22 protein-coding genes, 1 tRNA gene and 1 pseudogene are annotated in these 20412 nt (G+C 71.9%); 11 read left to right on the top strand and 13 right to left on the bottom strand.

Features of this window, described 5'->3' with window-relative positions; all coding sequences use genetic code 11:
* Positions 1-75: 75 nt before the first annotated feature.
* From O7606_RS10090 to O7606_RS10080, 3 genes are all read right to left on the bottom strand, one after another.
* Entirely contained in the window at positions 76-1533 is a 1458-nt protein-coding gene (locus O7606_RS10090) for a glycoside hydrolase family 43 protein (RefSeq protein WP_281598801.1), read from the bottom strand.
* Between the two features lie 281 nt (positions 1534-1814).
* Entirely contained in the window at positions 1815-2270 is a 456-nt protein-coding gene (locus tag O7606_RS10085) for an Rrf2 family transcriptional regulator (protein WP_281598800.1), read from the bottom strand.
* 7 nt (positions 2271-2277) lie between these two features.
* The gene (locus tag O7606_RS10080) at positions 2278-3159 is read right to left on the bottom strand and encodes an AraC family transcriptional regulator (protein ID WP_281598799.1); all 882 of its coding nucleotides are present in this window, start codon (positions 3157-3159) and stop codon (positions 2278-2280) included.
* A 109-nt stretch (positions 3160-3268) separates the two neighbouring features.
* On the opposite strand from O7606_RS10080, the gene O7606_RS10075 reads away from it, so the two are divergent.
* Entirely contained in the window at positions 3269-4045 is a 777-nt protein-coding gene (locus tag O7606_RS10075; RefSeq protein ID WP_281598798.1) for an SDR family oxidoreductase, read from the top strand.
* Between the two features lie 120 nt (positions 4046-4165).
* On the opposite strand, the gene O7606_RS10070 is transcribed toward O7606_RS10075, so the two are convergent.
* Positions 4166-4597 (bottom strand): SsgA family sporulation/cell division regulator, encoded by a 432-nt coding sequence (locus O7606_RS10070; protein ID WP_281598797.1) that lies wholly within the window; start codon positions 4595-4597, stop codon positions 4166-4168.
* 329 nt (positions 4598-4926) lie between these two features.
* Between O7606_RS10070 and O7606_RS10065 the strand changes: the two genes are divergently transcribed.
* The 6 genes and pseudogenes from O7606_RS10065 (at position 4927) to O7606_RS10040 (ending at position 8237) form a co-directional block, all read left to right on the top strand.
* Positions 4927-5436, top strand: coding sequence for a TIGR02611 family protein (locus O7606_RS10065; protein WP_281598796.1), 510 nt, complete (start codon positions 4927-4929; stop codon positions 5434-5436).
* A 50-nt stretch (positions 5437-5486) separates the two neighbouring features.
* Positions 5487-5558, top strand: a tRNA-Val gene (locus O7606_RS10060).
* Between the two features lie 103 nt (positions 5559-5661).
* Positions 5662-5997, top strand: coding sequence for a hypothetical protein (locus tag O7606_RS10055; RefSeq protein ID WP_348651143.1), 336 nt, complete (start codon positions 5662-5664; stop codon positions 5995-5997).
* Positions 5998-6234: 237 nt separating this feature from the next.
* Positions 6235-6508, top strand: a pseudogene (locus O7606_RS10050) (NUDIX hydrolase); the annotation flags it as partial.
* A 146-nt stretch (positions 6509-6654) separates the two neighbouring features.
* A complete protein-coding gene (locus O7606_RS10045) occupies positions 6655-7410 on the top strand; it encodes a trypsin-like serine protease (protein WP_281598794.1) in 756 nt (251 codons plus the stop codon).
* Positions 7411-7541: 131 nt separating this feature from the next.
* Positions 7542-8237, top strand: coding sequence for a hypothetical protein (locus O7606_RS10040; RefSeq protein ID WP_348651142.1), 696 nt, complete (start codon positions 7542-7544; stop codon positions 8235-8237).
* A gap of 78 nt (positions 8238-8315) precedes the next feature.
* Here the strand turns inward: O7606_RS10040 and O7606_RS10035 are convergent, their stop codons facing one another.
* From O7606_RS10035 to O7606_RS10000, 8 genes are all read right to left on the bottom strand, one after another.
* Positions 8316-9848: an FGGY-family carbohydrate kinase gene (locus O7606_RS10035; protein ID WP_281598792.1), complete on the bottom strand. Its 1533-nt coding sequence runs from the start codon at positions 9846-9848 to the stop codon at positions 8316-8318.
* The gene (locus O7606_RS10030; protein ID WP_281598791.1) at positions 9838-10359 is read right to left on the bottom strand and encodes a PPC domain-containing DNA-binding protein; all 522 of its coding nucleotides are present in this window, start codon (positions 10357-10359) and stop codon (positions 9838-9840) included. Before O7606_RS10030 ends, O7606_RS10035 begins: the two co-directional genes overlap by 11 nt.
* A 19-nt stretch (positions 10360-10378) precedes the next feature.
* Complete coding sequence (locus O7606_RS10025; RefSeq protein ID WP_281598790.1) at positions 10379-11272, bottom strand: carbohydrate ABC transporter permease; 894 nt, start codon at positions 11270-11272, stop codon at positions 10379-10381.
* A 5-nt stretch (positions 11273-11277) separates the two neighbouring features.
* On the bottom strand, positions 11278-12225 hold the full coding sequence (locus O7606_RS10020; RefSeq protein ID WP_281598789.1) for a sugar ABC transporter permease: 948 nt from the start codon (positions 12223-12225) through the stop codon (positions 11278-11280).
* Between the two features lie 143 nt (positions 12226-12368).
* On the bottom strand, positions 12369-13718 hold the full coding sequence (locus O7606_RS10015; RefSeq protein ID WP_281598788.1) for a sugar ABC transporter substrate-binding protein: 1350 nt from the start codon (positions 13716-13718) through the stop codon (positions 12369-12371).
* The gene (locus O7606_RS10010; protein WP_281598787.1) at positions 13715-14548 is read right to left on the bottom strand and encodes a cyclase family protein; all 834 of its coding nucleotides are present in this window, start codon (positions 14546-14548) and stop codon (positions 13715-13717) included. The genes O7606_RS10015 and O7606_RS10010 overlap by 4 nt, the downstream gene beginning before the upstream one ends.
* Positions 14545-15387, bottom strand: a complete 843-nt coding sequence (locus O7606_RS10005) for a cyclase family protein (RefSeq protein WP_281598786.1) — start codon at positions 15385-15387, stop codon at positions 14545-14547. Before O7606_RS10005 ends, O7606_RS10010 begins: the two co-directional genes overlap by 4 nt.
* Before the next feature lie 11 nt (positions 15388-15398).
* On the bottom strand, positions 15399-16163 hold the full coding sequence (locus tag O7606_RS10000; RefSeq protein WP_281598785.1) for a GntR family transcriptional regulator: 765 nt from the start codon (positions 16161-16163) through the stop codon (positions 15399-15401).
* A 285-nt stretch (positions 16164-16448) separates the two neighbouring features.
* Here O7606_RS10000 and O7606_RS09995 point away from each other — a divergent pair, with 285 nt between their 5' ends.
* From O7606_RS09995 to O7606_RS09980, 4 genes are all read left to right on the top strand, one after another.
* A complete protein-coding gene (locus tag O7606_RS09995) occupies positions 16449-17360 on the top strand; it encodes a bile acid:sodium symporter family protein (protein ID WP_281598784.1) in 912 nt (303 codons plus the stop codon).
* Between the two features lie 77 nt (positions 17361-17437).
* On the top strand, positions 17438-18013 hold the full coding sequence (locus tag O7606_RS09990) for a DUF2087 domain-containing protein (protein WP_281598783.1): 576 nt from the start codon (positions 17438-17440) through the stop codon (positions 18011-18013).
* Between the two features lie 116 nt (positions 18014-18129).
* Positions 18130-18642: a DinB family protein gene (locus tag O7606_RS09985; protein WP_281598782.1), complete on the top strand. Its 513-nt coding sequence runs from the start codon at positions 18130-18132 to the stop codon at positions 18640-18642.
* Between the two features lie 28 nt (positions 18643-18670).
* Entirely contained in the window at positions 18671-19111 is a 441-nt protein-coding gene (locus O7606_RS09980; RefSeq protein ID WP_281598781.1) for a protein phosphatase, read from the top strand.
* Here the strand turns inward: O7606_RS09980 and O7606_RS09975 are convergent.
* Positions 19083-20378: an MFS transporter gene (locus O7606_RS09975; RefSeq protein ID WP_281598780.1), complete on the bottom strand. Its 1296-nt coding sequence runs from the start codon at positions 20376-20378 to the stop codon at positions 19083-19085. The two genes, O7606_RS09980 and O7606_RS09975, sit on opposite strands and share 29 nt — an antisense overlap.
* Between the last annotated feature and the right edge of the window lie 34 nt (positions 20379-20412).

Genomic DNA, 20412 nt, shown 5'->3' with positions numbered 1-20412 from the left:
AGGCGAAGATGCCCAGACGGCCGATTCACGAAACCCGACATGTGTACGGGCGGGTCAGGGACGCCGGGGCCGGGCTCAGCTCGTCAGCCGGAAGGTGGCGTCGGCGCGTCCCGTCGCGTCGCTGATCGGATCGAGTTTCAGCAGGTAGCCGTAGTGTCGGAGGTAGCGGTCCGGGAAGTTGTACGACTGGAACGACGTCCAGCCCGAGTCGGCGAGTCCGGCGACCGGCCGGAAGGTGGCGTCGGCGGCGAACGTGGCGCTGCCGTCGTTGGCCGCCAGCACGAAGTCGTACGCGTAGTGCCGCAGGTAGTGGCCGGGGTGGTTGACGGACTCGAACGACACGTACCCGGAGTTCGCGGCCAGGCCGGGCACCACCCGGAACTGGGCGTCCTGGGCCGGGCTGACGTTGGCGTCGATGCGTACGTCGTAGTCGACGTGCCGCACGTACCGGTCGGGGAAGTTGTACGACTGGAGTCGCTGCGTCGGGGCGGTCGCGCCCCACCGGCCGAGCACCCGGCTCTCCTCGGCGGCGGTGAGGTTCAGGATCGAGCCGTGCCGTTTGCGGTTCACGCCCAGTTGGTAGCCGGAACGGTGCTGGAAGTTCTGCACGCTGCCCAGGTTGGTCGAGGTGATCGGCAGGTAGCCCCGGCCGGTGGCGAACTGGTCCAGCCACAGGGCCCACTCGTTTCGGCCGTTGAACTGCATCCACATCGGTCCCTCGACGACGTTGCCGCCGCCGGTGCCGTTGCTGATGCCCAGGTGGGAGAGGTTACCCAGGCTGGTCCACGTGCCGAGCACCGAGTTACTGGCCTCGATCGGGATGTGCCCGTCGGCGGACGCCCGGTAGTAGCGGTAGCCGCCGACGCTGTTGGGCGCCTCGACGATCTGCGTGTCGATGATCGCCTGGGTGCCGGGGCGGTCGATGTAGACCTGCGGCGCGGTGAAGGTACGGAAGTCGGCGGTACGCACGTACCAGATCCGGTTCTTGGTCACGCCGTCGCGCGGGGAGTTCGTCGCCCAGTACAGCACGTAGTCGCCGGTCTGCGGGTTCCAGATCGCCTCGGGCGCCCAGGCGTTGCCGGCCCCGGAGATGCCGCCGGCCACGTTGATCAGCCAGGGCGCGGACCAGTTCACCAGGTCCCGCGACTCCCAGACGACCAGGGAGGTGCTGCCCCGGTTCACCGCGTCGCTCCACGAGGTGCCGCTGGCGATGCGCAGGTCGGTGGCGACGATCCAGTACCGGTCACCAGCGGGCGAGCGGACCAGCGCGGGGTCGCGGACGCCCCGGGTGCCCAGGGTGGAGAGCAGGACGGGCTGGCCGTTGTTCAGGTCCCGCCAGGTCAGGCCGTCCTTGCTGTGGGCCAGGTAGATCTGCTCGCCGGTGGCCGACTCGCCGGTGAAGTGGGCCATCAGGTAGCCGGTGAACGGGTCGAGCGCGGCGGCGGCGGGACGGCCGACGGCCAGCGCCGACGAGGCGAACAGCAGGCCGGCGACGGCGATGGACGCCACCGCTCTGGCCAGGCTTCTCAGCATGCGGGTTCTCCTTCGGAGTCGCCCCTGACCGGCGGGCGGACCACGGCAGGGGCCGGTGGTGGGAGGCGGGACGCGACACACCTGCCCGGGCGGCAGGCGCCCCCCGCCGCGCGGACACGGTGTTAGCGTTAACAATGTTATCCATCACATAGCCAAACGTCACTATCCTCACCCTGCCCGGACGGCAGGATCGCGCTACCTGTCGGCAGTGGCGGTCTCGGAGGCCACCACTGCCCTGATGTAGCGCGGTCTCGACCCGGGTGGTGCAAAGGGGAGGGCGGTCAGCGGGGCTCCCAGGCGTCCGGGCGGGCGGTCAGCCGCCGGACGTGCGCCGGCAGCCGGCCACCGGCCAGGTCGGCCAGACTCACCTCGTCCACCACCTGCCGTACGGCGGCGCGGACCGCCACCCAGAGCCGGGGGAGGTTCTCCGCCGCGCCCAGGTAGCTGGTCTCCTCCGGCCGGACGCCCCGGACGCCGGCCAGCGGCCCGTCCACCGCCCGCAGGATCGCCCCGACGGCGATCTCCCGGGGCGGTCGGGCCAGGGTGTAACCGCCCTCGGCGCCCCGCTGGGCGCGGACGATGCCGGCCCGCCGCAGGTCCGCCAGGACCGCTTCGAGAAACTTGCGCGGCATGTCCTGCTCCGCGGCGATGGACTGGGTGGACAGCAGCGAGGGGTACGCGATGGCGAGGCTCAGGGCCGCCCGTACCGCGTAGTCGCCGCGAGCGGAGATCTGCACGATGTCATCATGCCCGGTCCGTCCAGTGCGGTGGTCGTGGGCGGGCCACCCGGGTCGGGGCCACCCTTCCGCCGGTAGCCCGGAACGAACCGGGGCTCAGCCCGACCTCCCGGCTGAAGAACCGACCGAAGTTGGTCGGCTCGGGAAAACCCAGGTGCCGGCCGATCCGGGCCACCGGCTCGTCGGTCGCTGCGAGCAGCCGGCGGGCCTGGAGGGCCACCCGCTCGTCGATGACCTGCTTCGCGCTGCGTCCGGTCACCGTCAGGCAGGCCCGGGTGAGGGTACGCACCGAACAGCCCAGCCGCTCGGCGTAGTCCTCGACCCGCCGGGTGTACCGGTAGTTTCGCTCCACCTCCTGGCAGAGTCGGCGGAACGTGCGCAGCTCGGTGCCCGGCGCGTCCACGGCGGCGGTCAGCGTCAACCGCAGCAGCAGTACGGCGAGCTGGTGGCGCAGCAGACGCTCGCCGGTCGGGTCGCCCCGGTACCGGTGGCAGTCCACCATGAGCTGGCTGATCTCGGTGACCACCGCCTCCTCGTCCTCACCGGCGAGCTGGGTGTGGGTGGGGGCGGTGTCCGGGCCGACGTCCAGCCCGTGCAGCGCGCCGATGCTCCAGCAGATCACGTGGGCGTCCAACCCGTCGGCGCGGCGCAGCGCCTGACCGGGACGGACCCGCAGCAGGGAACCCGGTCGGCAGGTCAGCGGCCGGAAGTCGACCTCCAGGGCGCCGTGCCCACCGGTGACCAGGATCAGCAGCTCGGCCGGGGCGAGCACGGGCCGACGCCACGCCGGATCAGCGCAGAGCTCACCCAGGGTGAGCGCGCGGATCCCGGTCGGGGCAGGCGGTGGACCGGCATCCGCCGCCGGGGAGGGGTGACCGGAAGCGACCATCATCAGCGACGGTAGCCCGGCACCGCAACGACCGCATGTCGAGCCCCGCCACTCCCGCCGGACTAGGCTCCCGATGCGGTCCCGGACGACGACGAGGGAGGACGCGCAGATGACGGATCTGTTCTCGGTCGAAGGCAAGACCGTCCTGGTAACCGGCGGATCCCGGGGCATCGGCCTGATGATCGCCCGAGGCTTCGTGACCGCCGGCGCGGACGTGATCGTCTCGTCCCGGAAGGCCGAGGTCTGCCAGCGGGTCGCCGCCGAACTGGGCGAGCTGGGCCGGTGCGTGGCGATCCCGGCCGACCTGGGCGTCGACGCCGGCGCGCAGGAACTCGCCGCCGCCGTGCGCGAGCGCGTCGACCGGCTCGACGTGCTGGTCAACAACGCCGGGGCGACCTGGGGCGCGCCGCTCGAGGCGTACCCGGAGAGCGCCTTCGACAAGCTCTGGGCGGTCAACGTCAAGGCGGTGTTCCGGCTCACCACCGCCCTGCTGCCGGCGCTGCGCGCGGCGGCCACCCCCGACGACCCGGCCCGCGTGATCAACATCGGCTCGGTGGACGGCATCCGGGTGCCCTGGATGGAGGTGTACGCGTACTCCGCCACCAAGGCCGCGGTGCACATGCTGACCCGCAGCCTGGCCCACCAGTTGGCCGGGGAGCACGTCACCGTCAACGCGATCGCGCCCGGCCCGTTCGAGAGCCGGATGACGGCGTTCGCCCTGGACGACCCGACCACCCGGGCCGGCATCGAACAGCAGGTGCCGCTGGGCCGCATCGGCCGCCCCGAGGACATCGCCGGCACCGCGATCTACCTCGCGTCCCGTGCCGGGTCGTACCTGACCGGGGCGGTCATCCCGGTCGACGGTGGCATCACGACGCACGGCTGACCGGCCGGGGACCGGGTCGCGGTCTCCGGATCCGGGTCGCGGTCTCCGGATCCGGGGTCGAGGTCCGGCGCCGCGCGGATTCGGCAGCTCCGCGCGGCCCCAGGACGGCAGCGGTGGTGGTCAGCGACCGGCCAGCAGCCGGCTCACCGCGGTGTCGACGTCCAGGTGCTCGGCCTCCCGGCCGCGCGGGACGACGACGTAGGTGCGGCGCAGGAAGCGCACCAGCACGCTGCGCGGCACCTCGAACAGGGCGTTGCCGTCAGGCGACGACAACGCCAGCGCGACGAAGTCGCCGCGCGGGCTGGCCCACGGCCACACCCGGACATCGCCGATGCCGGCCGGCTCGTCGAGGCCGGTGACCAGCAGCTCACGGGCGAACGACCAGCTCACCGCCTCGCCGCCGGCAGAATCGGCATGAAACAGGACATGGACCGCGTACGGGTCAGCAGGGTCGTACCGTAGACTGGCGCGCACCGGCAAGGCGGTGGCGTCTGGCGCGACGAGCCTTAGCGACGTCTCGACCTCGACGGTCGTCGGTCGGATGACACTCATGGACGTTCTCCCCCCGGCACCCGCTGCGGAACGCGCGTGTTCCGCTTTTCCATACTCAGGCGCTCCTCATGGCTACGCTCCGCCATACGCTGACTTCACCCAGTGGTGGGAAGGGGGACGGAAACGCCGCTAGAATGTGAAAATTCATGTACGATATCCGGTTCTGCCCAGAAAATTTTCCCGCCCGGATCGGGTGGGTCAGTCGTCGACTTACTCCGGTAACGTCCAGTGGTCGGTGAGAGTGACGGGCGCGGGCGACACTGGGAGGTGAGATGGTCACGAAACATTCCTCAGTGGAGCAGGTGCCGAGGGTCCCGAAGCCGGGCACGATGGTGACGAGGACCGAGCAGCGGGGGTACGTGGTGCCGGAGAACGATCGCGGCCGAGAGGGGCTGCGCGACCGCGGCGCCAACGTCGGAGGCGGCCTCCAGCTCGCCGAACGGCGGGTCCGCTGGGGGCGGCTGCGCACCACCCTGGACCTGATCCGGGCCAACCCCACCGGCCGCATCGCGCTCAAGATCTTCATCTCGGTGGCCGGGGCGCTGGTGGTCGCCATCGGGGTGGCGCTCATCCCGCTGCCCGGCCCCGGCTGGCTGCTGGTGATCGCCGGGCTCGGCATCTGGGCCGTCGAGTTCCACTGGGCCAGGCGGCTGCTCGTCTTCACCCGCCGGCACGTGCAACGGTGGACCAGATGGGCGACCAGCCGGCCGCTGCCGCTGCGCCTGCTCCTCGGCTCGGTCGGCCTGGTCTTCGTCGGCGCCGTGGCCTGGCTCTCACTCAAGTACGGCCTCGGCGTCGACGTCGTCGCCCGGGCCCTGCACTACCTCGCGACGCACTGACCCCGGATTCGCGCGGCGCGGACCCGATCGGGTACAGTCACACGCGCTGAGGGCGATTAGCTCAGCGGGAGAGCGCTTCGTTCACACCGAAGAGGTCACTGGTTCGATCCCAGTATCGCCCACGCAGCTCAAAGGCCACTTCCCGGCTTCGGGAGGTGGCCTTTCTGCTGCCCGTACAACAGCGAAGTACAGCAACGGCGGTCGCTACTCCGGAATGGGGCGCACGTGACAGAGACGCTCAGGGTCGAGGATCTTCGTCAGGTGTGTGCGCTCTTGCTGGACGCCGTGCAGGAGCGGTTCGGCTCGGAGATCGATCTGTCGGTCCTCGACGTCGACCACTACTGGAACGTCGACCTACGTTCGGCCTTCACCATCCGAGAGGACCCGGAATCCGGAATCGATGTCGGGCAGAGCAGTGACGACGTGGCGGAGCTACGCGCGCTGTCGCGCCGGCCGGCGGCCGAGGAGCCGGTGCTCTGGCACGACCTGCAACACCTGGCCGGGATGCTGCGGTTGCTGGCCTATCTCGACCTGCCGGCCGCCGGGGCGGACGAGAGCTGAGCCCGGCGTCGGCCTCGGGGGCGGTGGTACGTCAACCGTCGAGGGAATCGCCGAGGCGCTTCAGGGCGTCCCGGGTCGCCGTGGACGTGACCTACTCAGGGCGGCGTTGTCTAACGGCGGTCCCACTGCCTCGCGACGTGCCTCCGCTTCTTGGCGCTTCTGCTCGGCCATCAACTCGCGGTGCCTGCGTACCGCTGCCTGCGCCTCGCGACGGGGTGCGGTGCGGATACCGGCGGGGTGGTGGAGGAGCAGGCGACGGAGTTGACCCGGTGGGCCATCCATGGCGAGCGGGTCGTGGACGACACCCGCCGAGCCCGGTTGAGTATCGCCGAGGTGGAGCTGCCGGACGGGGTCCGCTTCGAGCAGTACGTGATCCGGGCTCCCCGGTCGGCCATGGTCGCCGTACTCGACGATCGGGAGCGCCTGCTGTTGACGCAGTGCGGTGCGTGAGGTCGAGGAGGAGACCGGGTGGCGGCCCCAGGCGGTGGAGCCGTTGCTGTCCTTACGCTGGTCATGCCGCCGACGCCAGTGTTGGCGGCATGACCCTGGTGACGTCGGATACATCGGACTGTCCTTGCCGGAGAACCCGGGTCGTCGACATGATGAGCGCGGGCTGCCGTTCGGTCGCCACAGGCAGGCTGACGGAAGGACCCACCCATGCGACGACGGATACGGCTGATCACCATCGGCTTCGTGCTGCTGGTGACGCACCTGCTGGTCACCGCGCAGCCGGCGGCGGCCGTCATCGGCGGGACGTCCGCAGGGCATCTACGCGGCCAGGTGCAGATCTTCGTCAACAACAGCTACCGGTGCGCCGGCACGCTCATCGGCGGCAACTGGGTGCTGACGGCACGCCACTGCCTGGACGACGTCGGCGGTACCGTCAAGAACAGCGTGGTCCTCGCGGGCGACCGTAGGCTGGGCGAGGGCCACCGGATGACGATCGCCGGGATCTACCGGCACCCGGAGCAGGACGCGATGCTCCTCAACCTCTGGAACAACGTCCCCAACGCGGGGAGCCTCGTGGTCGGTTATGCCCTCGGGGTCCCACCGATCAACTCCAACCCCGCGATCAGCGGCTGGGGGACCACGGTCCCGGGCGGCCCCACGCCCGCCGACTTCCTGCAGATCTGTTCCATGCGGGTGGGGCTGACCAACGTGCACCACGACTATGTCGGGGCCGGCGACAGCGCCATGTTCCTCGTGGAGAAGGGCTCCGGAGTCCCCGGCCCCGGGGACTCCGGAGCCGGCGTCTACTACTCCAACCGGGTGGTCGGCGTCCACATCGCCGGTGACCAGGCTCGCTTCGCGTACGCCCTGATGGTCAACACCATCGCCGGTTGGATCCAGCAACGCACCGGCATCCAGCCGACGGCCGATCCGGGTGGCCCCGGACCGGTCCCCGCCGCCTGATCCGGCAACCTCCGCGGGTCGAAGCCACCAACTCCCCGTGACCGGCCACGCCGGGTGGCGGGAAGCTCCGCTAGCATGGCCGGATCCTGCGGCGACTGTGGAGACGAGGCGACATGCGGTGGCTCCAGCGAATGCTGGGTAGGGAACAGGTCGAGCACGACCCCGATCGGCAGGAGACGCTGTTCCAGGAGGCCCGGCAACGGTTCGGCCCGGGTCAGCCGGCGCGGCCCGTCGAGCAGGTCGAGGCGGTCACCCGGCTGCTGGCCGGCGACGACGGCCTCGCCGTGGCCGCCCGGATCCTGCGGCAGGTCGCCGACGAGACCCACGCGGCGTTCCTCGCGCAGGCTCCCGGCCTGTACGAACGTACCGGTCACCGGTTGATGGTCAACCGCCGCAACTACCGGACCGGGTGGCGGGCGGTCGGGCCGCACCTGCGTTCGCCGCTGTTCGCGCTGCCGTCCGGCTTCCACCCGTACGTGCAGGTGGTCGCGGCGGTCGGCGTGGTCGGCGGGCAGGCGTCCCGCTGCGGACGGGTCACCGACCCGTACCCGCTGCTGGCCCACCTGTTCGAGGTCTTCGACGCGGTCACCGCCGGCTGGGAGTTCGGTGGGGTGCCGGTGGACGTCGACGGGGCGACCCTGGCCATGCGGCTGATCGGCACGACCCGTGACCTGCGGGCGGAGATGGGTGACGACGCGCCGCCGCTGCCGCCCCCGGTCCGGGAGCTGATGCGCCGCAACAACACCCTCGCCGTCCACGACTCGGCCGGCCGGCCGATCGGCGGGATCAACCTCGGCGGGGAGCTGCGCCCGGCCCTGCTGACCTGAGCGACCGGCACGGGGCGGCCGACACCGGGGTGGCCGGACCGGGGCCGCCCGCAGGCCCCCGGACCGGGCCCGCGCGGCTCAGCCGGCCGGTTGGCCGAGTCGGCGCACGAGGGCGCGGGTCGCCGGGTACAGCTCCCGGAAGACCTGGTACGAGCGGTCGTAGGCGGCGGCGGTCGACGGCTGCGGCCGGACCTCGTCGACGAACTCCGTCCAGTCCTGCCCGATCCGGGTGAGCCCGGCGGCGAGACCGGCCAGGAAGGCGTCACCGTAGCTCGCCCCGATGGTGTGCCGGGGCACGAGCTGGGGTCGACCGGTGACGTCGGAGACGATCCGGGTCCACAACGCGCGGGCCCCGCCGCCCACCGCGATCATCCGCTCCGGCGGCGGGAGCTGCTCGGCCATGGTGTCCAGGTGGTGCCGCACCGCGTACGCGGTGCCCTCCAGCACCGCCCGGTACAGGTGGCCCCGGCCGTGGCCCAGGGTCAGCCCGACGACCGCCCCGCGCGCCCGGTCGTCGAAGAGCGGGGTCCGCTCGCCAGCGAAATAGGGGAGCACGACCAGGCCGTCCGCGCCCGGCGGCAGCGGCTCCGCCTCGGCCGTCAACCGCTCGTACGGCGTGCCGCCGGTCAGCTCCCGCAGCCACTCCACCACCGCGCCGGAGGTGGCCATCCCCCCGGCCAGGCAGAAACTGCCGGGCAGCACCCCGACCGTGGACCAGAGCGCCGGGTGCGGCGTCGGCCGCTCGACGACCCGGCTGAGGAACATCGTGGTGCCGTACATCAGCATGAGGTCGCCGGGGCGGGTGGCGCCCACGCTCACCGACTCCGCCCAGGCGTCGATCGTGCCGGCGGTGACCGGCGTGCCGACCGGCAGGCCGGTGGCCTCGGCGGCGGCGGGGGTGACCCGGCCGGCGGTCTCGGTCGGCCAGAGCAGCCGGGGCAGCTCCAGGCCGGGGGCCACCTCCTCGGCGAGCTCCGGGATCCACCGCTGTTCCCGCAGGTCGTAGAGGGGGTCGCACTGGCTGGCCGAGTGGTGGTCGAGCACGTACTCGCCGGTGAGCCGGTGCACCAGCAGGTTGCTGGCCATGAAGAAGCGGCGGGTGTCCGCCCACACCTGCGGTTCGTGGCGGCGTACCCAGAGCAGTTTCGGGCCGACGGCCTGGCTGGTGAGCCGGTTGCCGGAGCGGGCGACGATCCGGTCCGCGCCGAGCCGGTCGGTCAGCTCGGTGATCTCGGCCGTGGCGCGGGTGTCCACGCCGTACAGGATGGCCGCCCGCAGCGGGCGACCGGCGGCGGTGGCGGGCAGCAGGCACGGACCGATGCCGCTGACCGCCACCCCGGCGACCGGCCCGGGCGCCACCGCGAGCAGTTCGCGGACCACCGCGACGAACTCGTCCCACCAGGTCGTCTCCGGGTCGTGCTCGACCCAGCCGGGCCGGGGCCGGGACACCCGGTGCGGGCGGGTGGCGGTGGCGTGGATCCGGCCGACCGGGTCGGTCAGGACGCCCTTCGTGCTGGACGTGCCGACGTCCACCCCGAGCAGGCACGGACCGTCGCCGCCGGCCCCGCCCGGACCGGTGCCGCGCCCACCGGGGGAGGGCTCAGCGGCCATCGCCGGGGCCGACGTCGCAGCCGTGCAGTCGGATCTGCGGCAGCCCGGTGATCTCCATTTCCTTCTCCCGGTCGATCCGGATGCCGCTGAGCTCCTGGATGAACACCTCGCCCTGGCTCCAGATGGTGCCCCGGAACACGTGCCCGCCCCGGACCTGGCCGCCGGCCTCGGAGAACAGCCCGTGGCAGTGCGCCCACAGCTTGCCCTCCAGCATCATCACGTTGCCCTGGATGGAGAGGATCTCCATCGGCCGGCGCAGCACGACGGTGTCGATCTCGTCGGCGAACTCGTGCTCCTGGTGGATCGGCAGGGTGGTGATGTCACGCGGGTTGCGCAGCCGGATCTCCTCGATGGTGCCGATCACCGACAGGATCACGGCGGTCTCGACGCCGTGCTCGACGCAGACCTGCTCGATGCCGTCGGTCAACTGGCTGCCCGGCGGCAGGCTCGCCGCGATGATCCGGCCGTTGCCGGCCGCCCGGCTGACGACGGCGGGGATGGTGCTGGTCATGGTGTCTCCTCGGGGTCGGTTACTTGACGCTGCCCATCGTCATTCCGGTGACGATGTGGCGTTGGGCGACGAGGGTCAGCACCAGGACCGGAAGCATGATGATCGATGCGTACGCCATCATCGGGCCCCAGTCCAGGGACGCCTCGTGCACGAAGTTGAAGACGGCGACCGGCAGGGTGCGGCTGTCCGCGTCCGACAGGATCAGCGCCATCTTGAAGTCGTTCCAGGAGAAGATGAACGCCAGGATGCCGGCGGTGAGCATGCCCGGCCGGGTCAGCGGCAGGGCGATCCGCCAGAACGTCTCCAGTCGCCCGCAGCCGTCCACCTCGGCCGCGTCGTAGATCTCCTGCGGCAGCCCGGCGAAGAAGTTCACCATGATGAAGACGGTCAACGGGAACGTGATGATCACGTGGGACAGGATCAGCGCCGGGTAGGTGCCGACCATCCGCAGCGCGGCGAAGGCGACGAAGAACGGCACCAGGTACGCCACGCCGGGCAGCAGCCGCGCGGTGAGCAGCGACAGCGACAGCCGGTGCTGCCGGTACCGGGCGATGCTGTAGGCGGCCGGCAGGCCGATCACCAGGCCGAGGACGCTGGAGCAGGTCGCCACGACCAGGCTGTTCGTCATGTACTGGCCGAACGGGGTGCGGGTGAACGCGTCCCGGTAGTTGTCGAGCGTCGGTGTGAAGTCCAGCCACTTCGGCGGGATGCTGTAGATGTCCACCTGCTGCTTGAACGACGAGGTGACCATCCAGAAGAACACGAACGCCGCCGGGGCCAGCGCGATCACCACGGTCAGCGTGAACGCCACCCGTCGGAGCACGCCGCCGACGCCCGGGGCGCGGCGGGGCACGGGCCGGGCGGCGGTGGGCCGCGGGGTCGGGGGCCGGGGGTCGGCTTCGAGCACGGTCATCAGACTCACCCCTGTTCGCTGCGGGCACGGAGGCGGGTGAAGACGATCGCCACGCCGAAGACCAGCAGGGTCAGCCAGACCAGCAGCATCGAGCCGTAGCCGAAGTGCAGGTAGGACAGGCCCTGCTTGAAGGCGTAGAGGTTGAGCGTCTCCGAGGCGTGGCCCGGCCCGCCGTCGGTGATCACCTTGATGATGTCGAAGGTCTTGATCGCGTCGATCAGCCGGAACAGCGCGGCGACCAGGATGACCGGACGCAGCAGCGGCAGGGTGACGCTGAGGAAGGTGCGGATCTCGCCGGCCCCGTCGACCTTCGCCGCCTCGAACGGCTCCTGCGGCAGGGCGGCGAGCCCGGACAGCACGATCAACATGACCAGCGGCGTCCACATCCAGGTGTCCACGATGGCCAGTGCCGGGATGACCAGGTTGGCGTCGCTGATCCAGAGCAGGGTCGGCCCGCCGACGGACTGCACGAGGTAGTTGAGCACCCCGATCGTCGGGTCGAACATCATCTTCCAGACCAGGGCCACCGCGGCCGGGGTGGCGATCATCGGGAACATGAAGAACGTCCGGGCCAGGCCACGGCCGGGGAACCGGCGGTGGAACAGCAGCGCGGCGCCCACCCCGAGGACGACCTGCATGCCGACCGACAGGCCGACGAAGTAGACCGTGCGCCAGATGCTGCCCCAGAACTGGCCGTCGGTCAGCGACCGGGTGACGTTGTCCAGCCCGACGAACTCCGGCGGACGCAGCCCACCGGACCACTCGTGGAAGCTGAGGTAGATGGTGTAGACGATCGGGAAGGCGAGCATCACGACCACGACGATCAACGCCGGGGCGGGCAGGATCCACCGGTCGTACCGGTCGAGGACGTCCAGCACGGACCGTCGCGGTGGCGGCGGGGGCGTCGCGGACGCCGGCCGCTGGCGCGACGGGCTGTCGGTGAGCTGTGCCATCGCCTGTCACTTCCTCTCTCCTGGGCCGGGCCGGATCACCCGGGCCGACGCGGATCCGGGGCCGGCCCGGATCTCCGGGGCCGGGACCGGGGGTGGGCCGGGGTGCCGGCCGACCCACCCCGGTCCCGGGGCGTGGCGCTGCGTCAGCGCATCGCGTCGAGCAGTTCCTGGAGCCGGGCGTTCTGCTGGTCGGCGGTGGACCGCAGCGTGGCGCCGGTCTGCCCCTCCAGCGCCTTGTTGGCGACCAGTCCGGCCACCTCCCGCGCCTCGACACCCGGCGTGACCGGCGGGTTCATCTGGGCCCGGGCGGTCTGCGTGCTGGTCAGCACGGTCCGGGTGAACTCCGGCGTCTTGTCGGACCGGGTGAACTCCGTCGACTCCCAGGCGGAGGCGCGCGGGCTGGGCCAGCCGGTCAGCTTCAGGTCCAGGTTCATCTGCTTGCCGGTGGCCCACTGGATGAAGTACCAGCCGGCGTCCCGCTTCTCGGAGAACGGGTTGAGGCTGTAACCCCAGCCGCCGATGAACGGGGCGGCGTCACAGTCGGCCCGCGGCACGGTCGTGTAGCCGACCTTGCCGGCGACCCGGGACTTCGTCGGGTCCTCCAGGTCCTTGACGAACAGGTTCACGTCGAGGAAGGCGAACACGTTGCCCTGGGCGAACTGCTGGGACGGCACCGGCCAGTCGAAGCCGGCGATGCCCGGCGGGCCGTACTTGTTGCCCAGCTGGCCGTACGTCTCGAACGCCTTCAGCGCCTCCGGCGAGTTGATGACCGCCTTGCCGTCGGCGACCCACTGCCCGCAGTGCGCGTAGAGGAAGGACGAGAACGGGGTGGTGGTCTGGTACGGGATGCCGCGCAGCGCGAAACCGTACTGCCGGTTGGCCGGGTCGTGCACCTTGGCGGCGGCGGCGTCCCACTCGGCGAACGTGGTGGGCACCGGCAGACCGGCCTGCTCCAGCAGGTCCTTGCGGTAGTAGACCAGGTCGGTCTGCATCTCCCAGAGCACGGTGACGGTCTGGTCCTCGACCGTCATCGCGTTGCGGACCCCCTCCTGGAAGTCCTCGAAGTCGTACTCCGGGTTGGTCACGCCCGGGTTGTCCAGGTACGGCGTGAGGTCGGTGTACCAGCCGTTGCTGGCGAACTGGAGACCGTCGACCTCGGGGAAGGTGGCCATCACGTCGAAGTCGGAGGCCCGTGAGGTGAGCCGGACCGGCAGGTTCTGCCGGTAGCTGGTCACGTCGGAGCCCTCGATCTCCACGGTGATCCCGGTGAGCTCCTGGAACTCGGGGAGTTTGGCGCGCAGGCTCTCCACCTGGCCGGTGTCGGCGACGTACACCTTCAGGGACGTGCCGTCGTACCGCTTCCAGTCGAAGCTGTCGCCCTCGTACTGCGGGCCCTGGCTGTCGGACCCGCCGGAGCCGCAGGCGGTGACGCTGAGTACGGCGCAGAGGCCCACGGCGAGGGCCCGGATCGCGGTGCTGGTCTTTCGGGTCATGTCGGATCTCCTCGGAGGGGGACCGGTGTCACGGGCTGACCGTCGTCGCCGACGAACTGGGCGACCACGGTGCAGGGGACCTCGCCGACGCCCTGGACGGGCAGCGGGGCGAGGGTGAGCCGGATCCGGCGCCCGTCGAGGGCGGCGCATCCGACCAGGCCGACGACGGTCCAGATCGAGGCGGTCAGGGCGATGGTCGCCGCCCAGTCCCGCCGGACCTTCTCCGGCCGGTAGTGTTCGAGGTAGGTCCGCGCGGCGTCCGACGGGAAGGTCGGGCGCAGCCACGGTTGCAGGGCGGTCCATTCGGCGCGGGCGTGTTCCCCGCCCGGCCGGTCCAGGTAGCCGCAGTCGGTGAGCAGCAGGTCCGAGCCGTTCCCGGCCAGCAGCTCGACGAGCGTCGTGGCCGCCTCCGGGTCCAGGTGGGGGCCGTCGAGCAGGTACTCGTCGGTGTCCAGCCGGTCCGGTTGGTCACCCCAGCCGGTGGCGAGCACGATCGCGTCCCCGTGGGCCGGTCCGGCCTCGGCGAACGCGTCGGCCACCAGCGCGGCCGTGATCCGACCGTCCTCGCCCGGTCGGCACGTCACGACGGTCGCCGGACGGTTGACCAGCTTCTCCGGCGTGAGCTGGTCGACGGTGGCGCCGCCCGGCGAGGAGAGGGCGGGCCCGATCAGTCGGGTCGCCGCGCCGCTGCCCATGGTGATGTGGAACAGGTTGGCGCCGTTGTAGGTGAGGGTGGCGATCTCCTCGGTCCGGTACGGCGCCTCCCAGGGGAAGAGGCGGCCGGCCGCCGAGTCGGTCCGGATGGGCCGGGTCAGGTTGACGGTGGTCATCGGGTGGTCTCCCTGATCTCGTCGGTGGGCTGGGTCGGCTCGCCGTCGACGGCCAGCACGGTGCAGGGCGCGCCCTCGGCGCCGGCCAGGAACAGCGGCAGCACCGTCACCTGGACCCGCTTGCCGCGCAGCGCGCCGCAGTTGGCCAGGGCCGCGACCGGTGACATCGCGCCGTGCAGCACCACCGAGGAGGCCCAGTCCGGCGCGCCGCCGCCGGCGCCCCGCGCCGGGGTGTAGTGCCGCAGGTAGATGCGGGCCTGCGGGGACGGGAACGGCGGCCGGTCCCACGGGGCCCGGGACGACCACTCGGGGTACATGAACTTCTCCCCGAGGTTGCCGATGTAGGCGCAGTCGGTGAGCATCAGGTCGCTGCCGCGCTGCTTCATCACCTCGGCCAGCCGGTGCGCGCCCTCCAGCGAGAAGTGCGGCGTGGTGCTGGCGTACGCGTCGCCGAGCGTGCGGTACCGCTCGTCGTCGCCCCAGCCGGTGCGCAGCAGCACCGCGTCCCCGTCCCGGTAGTCGGGGTCGACGGCCAGCGTCCGGTCGATGTCCTCGGCGAGGATCTCCTCGCCGGCCTGTTTCGGCACGTCGATGACGACGGTGTTCCGGTTGACCAGCGTGCTGTAGTCCAGCTCGTGCACCCGGGGGGCGGCGTCGTCGTAGCAGGCGCCGAGCATGAGCCGGGTGCCGGCCTCGCTGTGGAAGCTCATCTGGTGGGTCGCCACCCCGTGCCGTTCGTGGGTCATGGTGGGGGTGAGCTGGAACGGGGAGTCCCACGCCCACACGTTGCCGACCGGCATGAACGGGTAGAGCGGCAGTGTCAGGTTGACGGTGTTCATTGGCGGCTGCCTCATTCCTGCTCGGTGGCCGGGCGGGGGATTCGGGTCTGGTCCGGGTCGGGCAGGCAGAGTCGCGGCTGGGCCGCCGCCCACCGCCGGCGCTGCTCGGTCATCACGCCGCCGACCAGGTAGACGTGCGCGATGACCTGCTCGGAGATGGCGTCCGGGTCACCGCCGCGCACCGTGTCGAGCAGCAGTCGGTGACTCTGCGCGATGTCGCCGAGCTCCAGCGAGCGGCCGACCATGTTCAGCCACAGTCGGAACAGCACGTGCTGCTCGTCCCAGGTCTTCAGGACCCGGGGCAGGCCGCACGGCTGGCACAGCGACCGGTGGAACCGGTAGTCCAGGTCGGCGATCGCCCGTACGTCGCCGGCGTCCGCGGCCACCTGCATCTGCTCGATGATCTCGTTGAGCGTGGTGACGTCGGTCGGCTGCAACCGGGGCGCGGCGTGCTGGTAGGCCAGGGTCTCCAGCACGGTACGGATCATGTGCAGCTCGTGCACGTCGTCCTCGGTGAGCTGGACGACCCGGGTGCTGCGGGCCGACTCGTCGACCAGCAACCCGTCCCGCTTGAGCAGCCAGATCGCCTCGCGCAGCGGCGCCCGGCTCACGCCGAGTTGGCGGGCGAGCGTCTCCTCGACGATCCGGGTGCCCGGTGGGAGTGTCCCGTCCAGGATCGCCGTGCGGAGCACGTCGTAGGTGGACTCGCTCAGCACCACCTTCTGCGGAACGCGGAGGCCGGCAGTCACCGGCGCCGTTCCGGCTGGACCAGGCATGACGTCACCCTTCTGCCCGTTGATCTCACCACCGAGCCGCTATCGTCGACGGTGTACGGTAGACGGAAACGTAGCCGTAACATGTGACCCAGGTCAACCCCTCGGCGACAGATTGATCTCGGTAAACCCGCAGGTCAGCGGCGGTGGCACCCGGTGCGTCGGGGCGGCCGGGCGGCCCCGTGGGGCGCGGTGACGGCCTGAGCACGTTGCGAGATGCCCCGCCCTCGACGCCGGTGTGATGATTCCCGGCAACTGACCGCCGTCAATCAAAAGGGTGTGGTCGTCGTGAGTTCCGGCCTGGCGCTCGTGCTCTTCCCGTTCGCCCTGGGCATCGTCATGCTGGGGATCGGACTCAGCCTCACCGTCGCGGACTTCCGCCGGATCCTGCGGTATCCCAGGGTCGTGGTGGTCTGCCTCGCCTGTCAGATGGTGCTCCTGCCGGCGATCGGCCTGGGACTGGTGCTCGCCTTCGACCTGCGCCCGGAGTTGGCCGTCGGCATGATGCTGCTGGCCGCCTCGCCGGGCGGCAGCACGGCCGGCCTCTACAGTCACCTGTTCCGGGGCAACGTCGCGCTCAACGTGTCGCTGACCGCGGTCAACTCCGTGCTGGCGCTGTTCACCCTGCCGGTGATCGTCAACCTGTCGGTGGCCGGCTTCGTCGGCTCGGACACCTCGATCGGCCTGCAGTTCGACAAGGTCGTGCAGGTGTTCGCCCTGGTGCTGGTCCCCATCGGCATCGGCATGCTGGTCCGGGCCCGGTTCACCGCCTTCGCCGCCCGGATGGAGCGCCCGGTGAAGATCCTCTCGGCGGTGGTCCTGGCCGTCATGATCGTGGGGGCGCTCAGCGGCATCAAGGACGACGTCCTCGCCACCCTGGGCGAGATCATCGTGATCGTCCTGCTGTTCAACCTGGTCAGCCTGGCGATCGGCTACCTGGCGCCGCGGCTGCTGCGCGTCGGGCATCGCGAGTCGGTCGCCTCCTCGTTCGAGATCGGCCTGCACAACGCGCCCCTGGCCATCACGATCGGGATGAGCCCGGCCCTGCTGGACAACAGCACGATGGCGATGCCCTCGGTGGTCTACGGCACGGTCATGTTCTTCACCGCCGCCGGCTTCGGCCTGGTCGCCGCCCGGCTCGGCCGCCGGTCACCGGACGGCGCGGCCCACGCCGACGTCGCCCCCGCCCCGGGCGCCTGACGGCCTGGCTCAGGGCGAGCCCCGACGGACGGGAAAACCCCTTGAAGGACGACGGCGGGGCGGGCGGTAATGGGGCCATGACTCCTGAGACGGTGGTGCGGCTGCTGGCGGAACCGGACCGGATGCGGGCCCTCGGCGCGGTGGCGCTCGGCGCACGTACGCCCGACGAGGTGGCGGCGGCGACCGGCCTGTCCCCACGGGTCGTGGCGGCGGCCCTGCATCGTCTCGGCGAGCAGGGGCTGATGACGGCCGGCGGAGGCGACGACCTCCGGGTCGACTACGACACCCTGCGGGAGGCGGCCCGCGCCCTGCCGGCCGCCGCCGAGCCGTCCACCGTGGAGCCCGGGCTGCGACCCTTCCTGCGCGGTGACCGGTTGGTCAGCGTGCCGGCGCAGCAGAGCCGGCGGCGGGCGGTGCTGACCTACGTCGCCGACCGCGCCTTCGAGCCGGGCGTCGACTACCCGGAACGGGCCGTGAACGACCGGCTGCGGGCCTGGTGCGACGGCGGCGAGGTCGACCACGTGACCATCCGCCGCTACCTGGTCGACCTGCGGATCCTGTCCCGGGCGGACGGGGTCTACCGGCTCGGCCCGGAGCCGGCCGGAGCCCCGGACGCCGCCCAACGGCACGTCCGCGCCATGGGCCTGGGCTGACTGTCGACGGCCCGGGCCGGGCTGACCCGTCGGCAGGCCGTCCGGGCCGGGCCGACCCGTCGACGGGCCGGAAAATGCCGTGCCGACCGCAGCGGAACCGGTTACCGTCGGGGACCATGCCGCCTCCCCGGGTCCGTCCCCCGTTCGACGCCGACGAGCGGGCCCAGCTCGTCGGCTGGCTCGACCTGCAACGCGCCATCGTCCACCTCAAGTGCGAGGGCCTCGCCGAGGCCGACGCCCACCGGGTCGTCCTGCCCACCTCGCCGCTGATGACGGTGGCGGGGATCGTCTCCCACCTGCGCTGGACCGAGCAGACCTGGTTCGAGGTGCTCTTCCTCGGCGGCCCCGCCGACGGCCCGCAGTTCCGCGACGACCCGGAGGACGCCGACATGCGGGTCGACGGCGTGCCGCTGGCCCGGCTGCTCGCCGAGTACGACGAGCAGTGCGCCCGGTCCAACGAGATCATCGCCGCCCATCCGCTGGACCAGGCGGGCCGGCACCCGGACTTCCGGTCGGCTGCCGCCTCACTGCGCTGGATGTTGCTGCACATGGTCGAGGAGACCGCCCGGCACGCCGGTCACCTCGACACGATCCGTGAGCTGCTGGACGGCGAGAAAGGCTACTACTGACCGTCGCCGGGCCCCTACGATCGGCGGCATGACGACGCCGTGGGATCCCTCCGTCGCCGGAGTGCTGCGTCTACCCTCGGGCCGGCTGGTACGCGGCCGTGGCCTGCGCGCCGGCCCGCCGGTCGGTCCGCCGCCGACCTTCGGCGTCTACCTGCTCGGCAAGCCGCCGCCGGCCGTCGACTGGGAGAGCCGGTGGCTGCCCTGGCCGGATTTCCGGCTGCCCCGCGACCGGGAGGCCGTCGGGCCGCTGCTGCGCGAGGTCTGGGAACGGGCCGCGACCGAACGGGTCGAGCTGGCCTGTGGCGGCGGCCGGGGCCGCACCGGCACCGCCCTCGCCTGCCTGGCGGTCGTCGACGGGGTGCCGGCGGACGAGGCGGTGGCCTGGGTGCGGCGGCACTACCACCCGGGCGCCGTCGAGACGCCCTGGCAGAAGCGGTACGTCAGCCGGTTCCGTCCCGTCCCGGTGTGACCTCGCAAGCGGCGGAAGCGGCAGGGCCGGCGGAAGCGGCAGGGCCGGCGGGACCGGTCCGGGTGACGGGGCCTGCCGAGTCGGCGGCGGCTCGGGGCCGGACGCCGGTGGTGGCCGTACCCGGGCCGGTGACCAGCGGCTCGGCGAGCACGACCAGCAGCGCCCCGACGGTGATCAGCCCGCCGACCGCGAACACGCCCCGCGCGCCCAGCGGCGTCAGGAGCAGGCCGCCGGCCAGCGCGCCGCCCGCGATGCCGACGTTGAACGCGGCCGAGTTGGCCGCGAAGCCGAGCTCGGTGCGCCCCGGCGCGACCGCCAGGATCCGGCCCTGCGTCACCAGGAAGACCGGGGCGGCCGTACCGCCGAGCAGGGCCAGCAGCACGGCGACGGCGACCCGCTCGGTTGCCAGCAGGTGGAGCCCGAGCAGCGCCACCGCCTGCCCCCCGACGGTCGCCACCAGCACGCCACGGGGAAACCGGTCGAGCGCCCGGCCGACGACGGCCACCCCGGCCAGGCCGGCGAGCCCGAACCCGGCCAGCAACCCGGCCAACGCCGCGTCGGTGAACCCGGCGACCTGCGTCACCAGCCGGGCCACGTAGGTGAAACCGGTGAACATGCCGGTCACCGAGACGGCGGTGACCAGCAGCGTGACCAGGAACCGCCCGGTGTGCGGGTCGGCGCCGTACGCGCCGTGGCTCTCCTGCGGTCGACTGGTCGGCAGCAGCGTGGCGACCACCACCAGGGCGGCGAGCGACAGGGCGGCCAGCGCCAGGAACGGCGTGCGCCAGCCGCCCTGCTGCCCCAGCCACGCGCCGGCCGGCACGCCGAGCACGGTGGCCGCCGAGCCGCCCACCGACAGCACGGCCAGCACCCGGCCCCGGACGCCGGGAGCGTACAGCCCGACCGCGACCGGCGCGCTCACCGCCCAGAAGAGGGCCTGGGCGATGGCGGTCGCCACCCGGGCGGCGAGTAGCGCCCCGTAGCCGGTCGCGACGACCGACACCAGGGTGGCCCCGACCAGGACGGCCAACACCCCGGTGAGCGCCCACCGTCGGGGCAGGTTCCGGGTGAGCTGCGCGACCGGCAACGACACGACGGCCACGGTGAGGCCGTAGCCGGTGACCAGGTAGCCGACCGAGGAGGACGGCACATCCAGGTCCGCGGAGATCAGCGGGAGCAGCCCGATCGGCAGGTTCTCGGTGGTGTTGAAGGCGAAGGCGGACACCGCGAGCGCCAGCAGCACCGCCCCTCGACGCCAACCGTCCACGTGGGAGCCCCTTCCTAGGCCCGGGCCCCGGCGG

It is taken from the genome of Micromonospora sp. WMMD882, from assembly GCF_027497255.1.
Taxonomy (GTDB): Bacteria; Actinomycetota; Actinomycetes; order Mycobacteriales; family Micromonosporaceae; genus Micromonospora.
Note: the sequence above shows the minus strand (reverse complement) of the source record. Positions and strands in the feature narration are given on the sequence as shown.

What these genes read in the sequence shown, in the direction of transcription:
- O7606_RS10025 (WP_281598790.1), bottom strand. Translation starts at nt 11,272, where the DNA reads ATGACCGTGCTCGAAGCCGACCCCCGGCCCCCGACCCCGCGGCCCACC.
- O7606_RS09990 (WP_281598783.1), top strand. Translation starts at nt 17,438, where the DNA reads ATGACTCCTGAGACGGTGGTGCGGCTGCTGGCGGAACCGGACCGGATG.
- O7606_RS10005 (WP_281598786.1), bottom strand. Translation starts at nt 15,387, where the DNA reads ATGAACACCGTCAACCTGACACTGCCGCTCTACCCGTTCATGCCGGTC.
- O7606_RS10040 (WP_348651142.1), top strand. Translation starts at nt 7,542, where the DNA reads ATGCTGGGTAGGGAACAGGTCGAGCACGACCCCGATCGGCAGGAGACG.
- O7606_RS10070 (WP_281598797.1), bottom strand. Translation starts at nt 4,597, where the DNA reads ATGAGTGTCATCCGACCGACGACCGTCGAGGTCGAGACGTCGCTAAGG.
- O7606_RS09985 (WP_281598782.1), top strand. Translation starts at nt 18,130, where the DNA reads ATGCCGCCTCCCCGGGTCCGTCCCCCGTTCGACGCCGACGAGCGGGCC.
- O7606_RS10010 (WP_281598787.1), bottom strand. Translation starts at nt 14,548, where the DNA reads ATGACCACCGTCAACCTGACCCGGCCCATCCGGACCGACTCGGCGGCC.
- O7606_RS10020 (WP_281598789.1), bottom strand. Translation starts at nt 12,225, where the DNA reads ATGGCACAGCTCACCGACAGCCCGTCGCGCCAGCGGCCGGCGTCCGCG.
- O7606_RS10080 (WP_281598799.1), bottom strand. Translation starts at nt 3,159, where the DNA reads ATGGTCGCTTCCGGTCACCCCTCCCCGGCGGCGGATGCCGGTCCACCG.
- O7606_RS10090 (WP_281598801.1), bottom strand. Translation starts at nt 1,533, where the DNA reads ATGCTGAGAAGCCTGGCCAGAGCGGTGGCGTCCATCGCCGTCGCCGGC.
- O7606_RS10015 (WP_281598788.1), bottom strand. Translation starts at nt 13,718, where the DNA reads ATGACCCGAAAGACCAGCACCGCGATCCGGGCCCTCGCCGTGGGCCTC.
- O7606_RS10030 (WP_281598791.1), bottom strand. Translation starts at nt 10,359, where the DNA reads ATGACCAGCACCATCCCCGCCGTCGTCAGCCGGGCGGCCGGCAACGGC.
- O7606_RS10065 (WP_281598796.1), top strand. Translation starts at nt 4,927, where the DNA reads ATGGTGACGAGGACCGAGCAGCGGGGGTACGTGGTGCCGGAGAACGAT.
- O7606_RS09980 (WP_281598781.1), top strand. Translation starts at nt 18,671, where the DNA reads ATGACGACGCCGTGGGATCCCTCCGTCGCCGGAGTGCTGCGTCTACCC.
- O7606_RS10035 (WP_281598792.1), bottom strand. Translation starts at nt 9,848, where the DNA reads ATGGCCGCTGAGCCCTCCCCCGGTGGGCGCGGCACCGGTCCGGGCGGG.
- O7606_RS10000 (WP_281598785.1), bottom strand. Translation starts at nt 16,163, where the DNA reads ATGCCTGGTCCAGCCGGAACGGCGCCGGTGACTGCCGGCCTCCGCGTT.
- O7606_RS10045 (WP_281598794.1), top strand. Translation starts at nt 6,655, where the DNA reads ATGCGACGACGGATACGGCTGATCACCATCGGCTTCGTGCTGCTGGTG.
- O7606_RS10075 (WP_281598798.1), top strand. Translation starts at nt 3,269, where the DNA reads ATGACGGATCTGTTCTCGGTCGAAGGCAAGACCGTCCTGGTAACCGGC.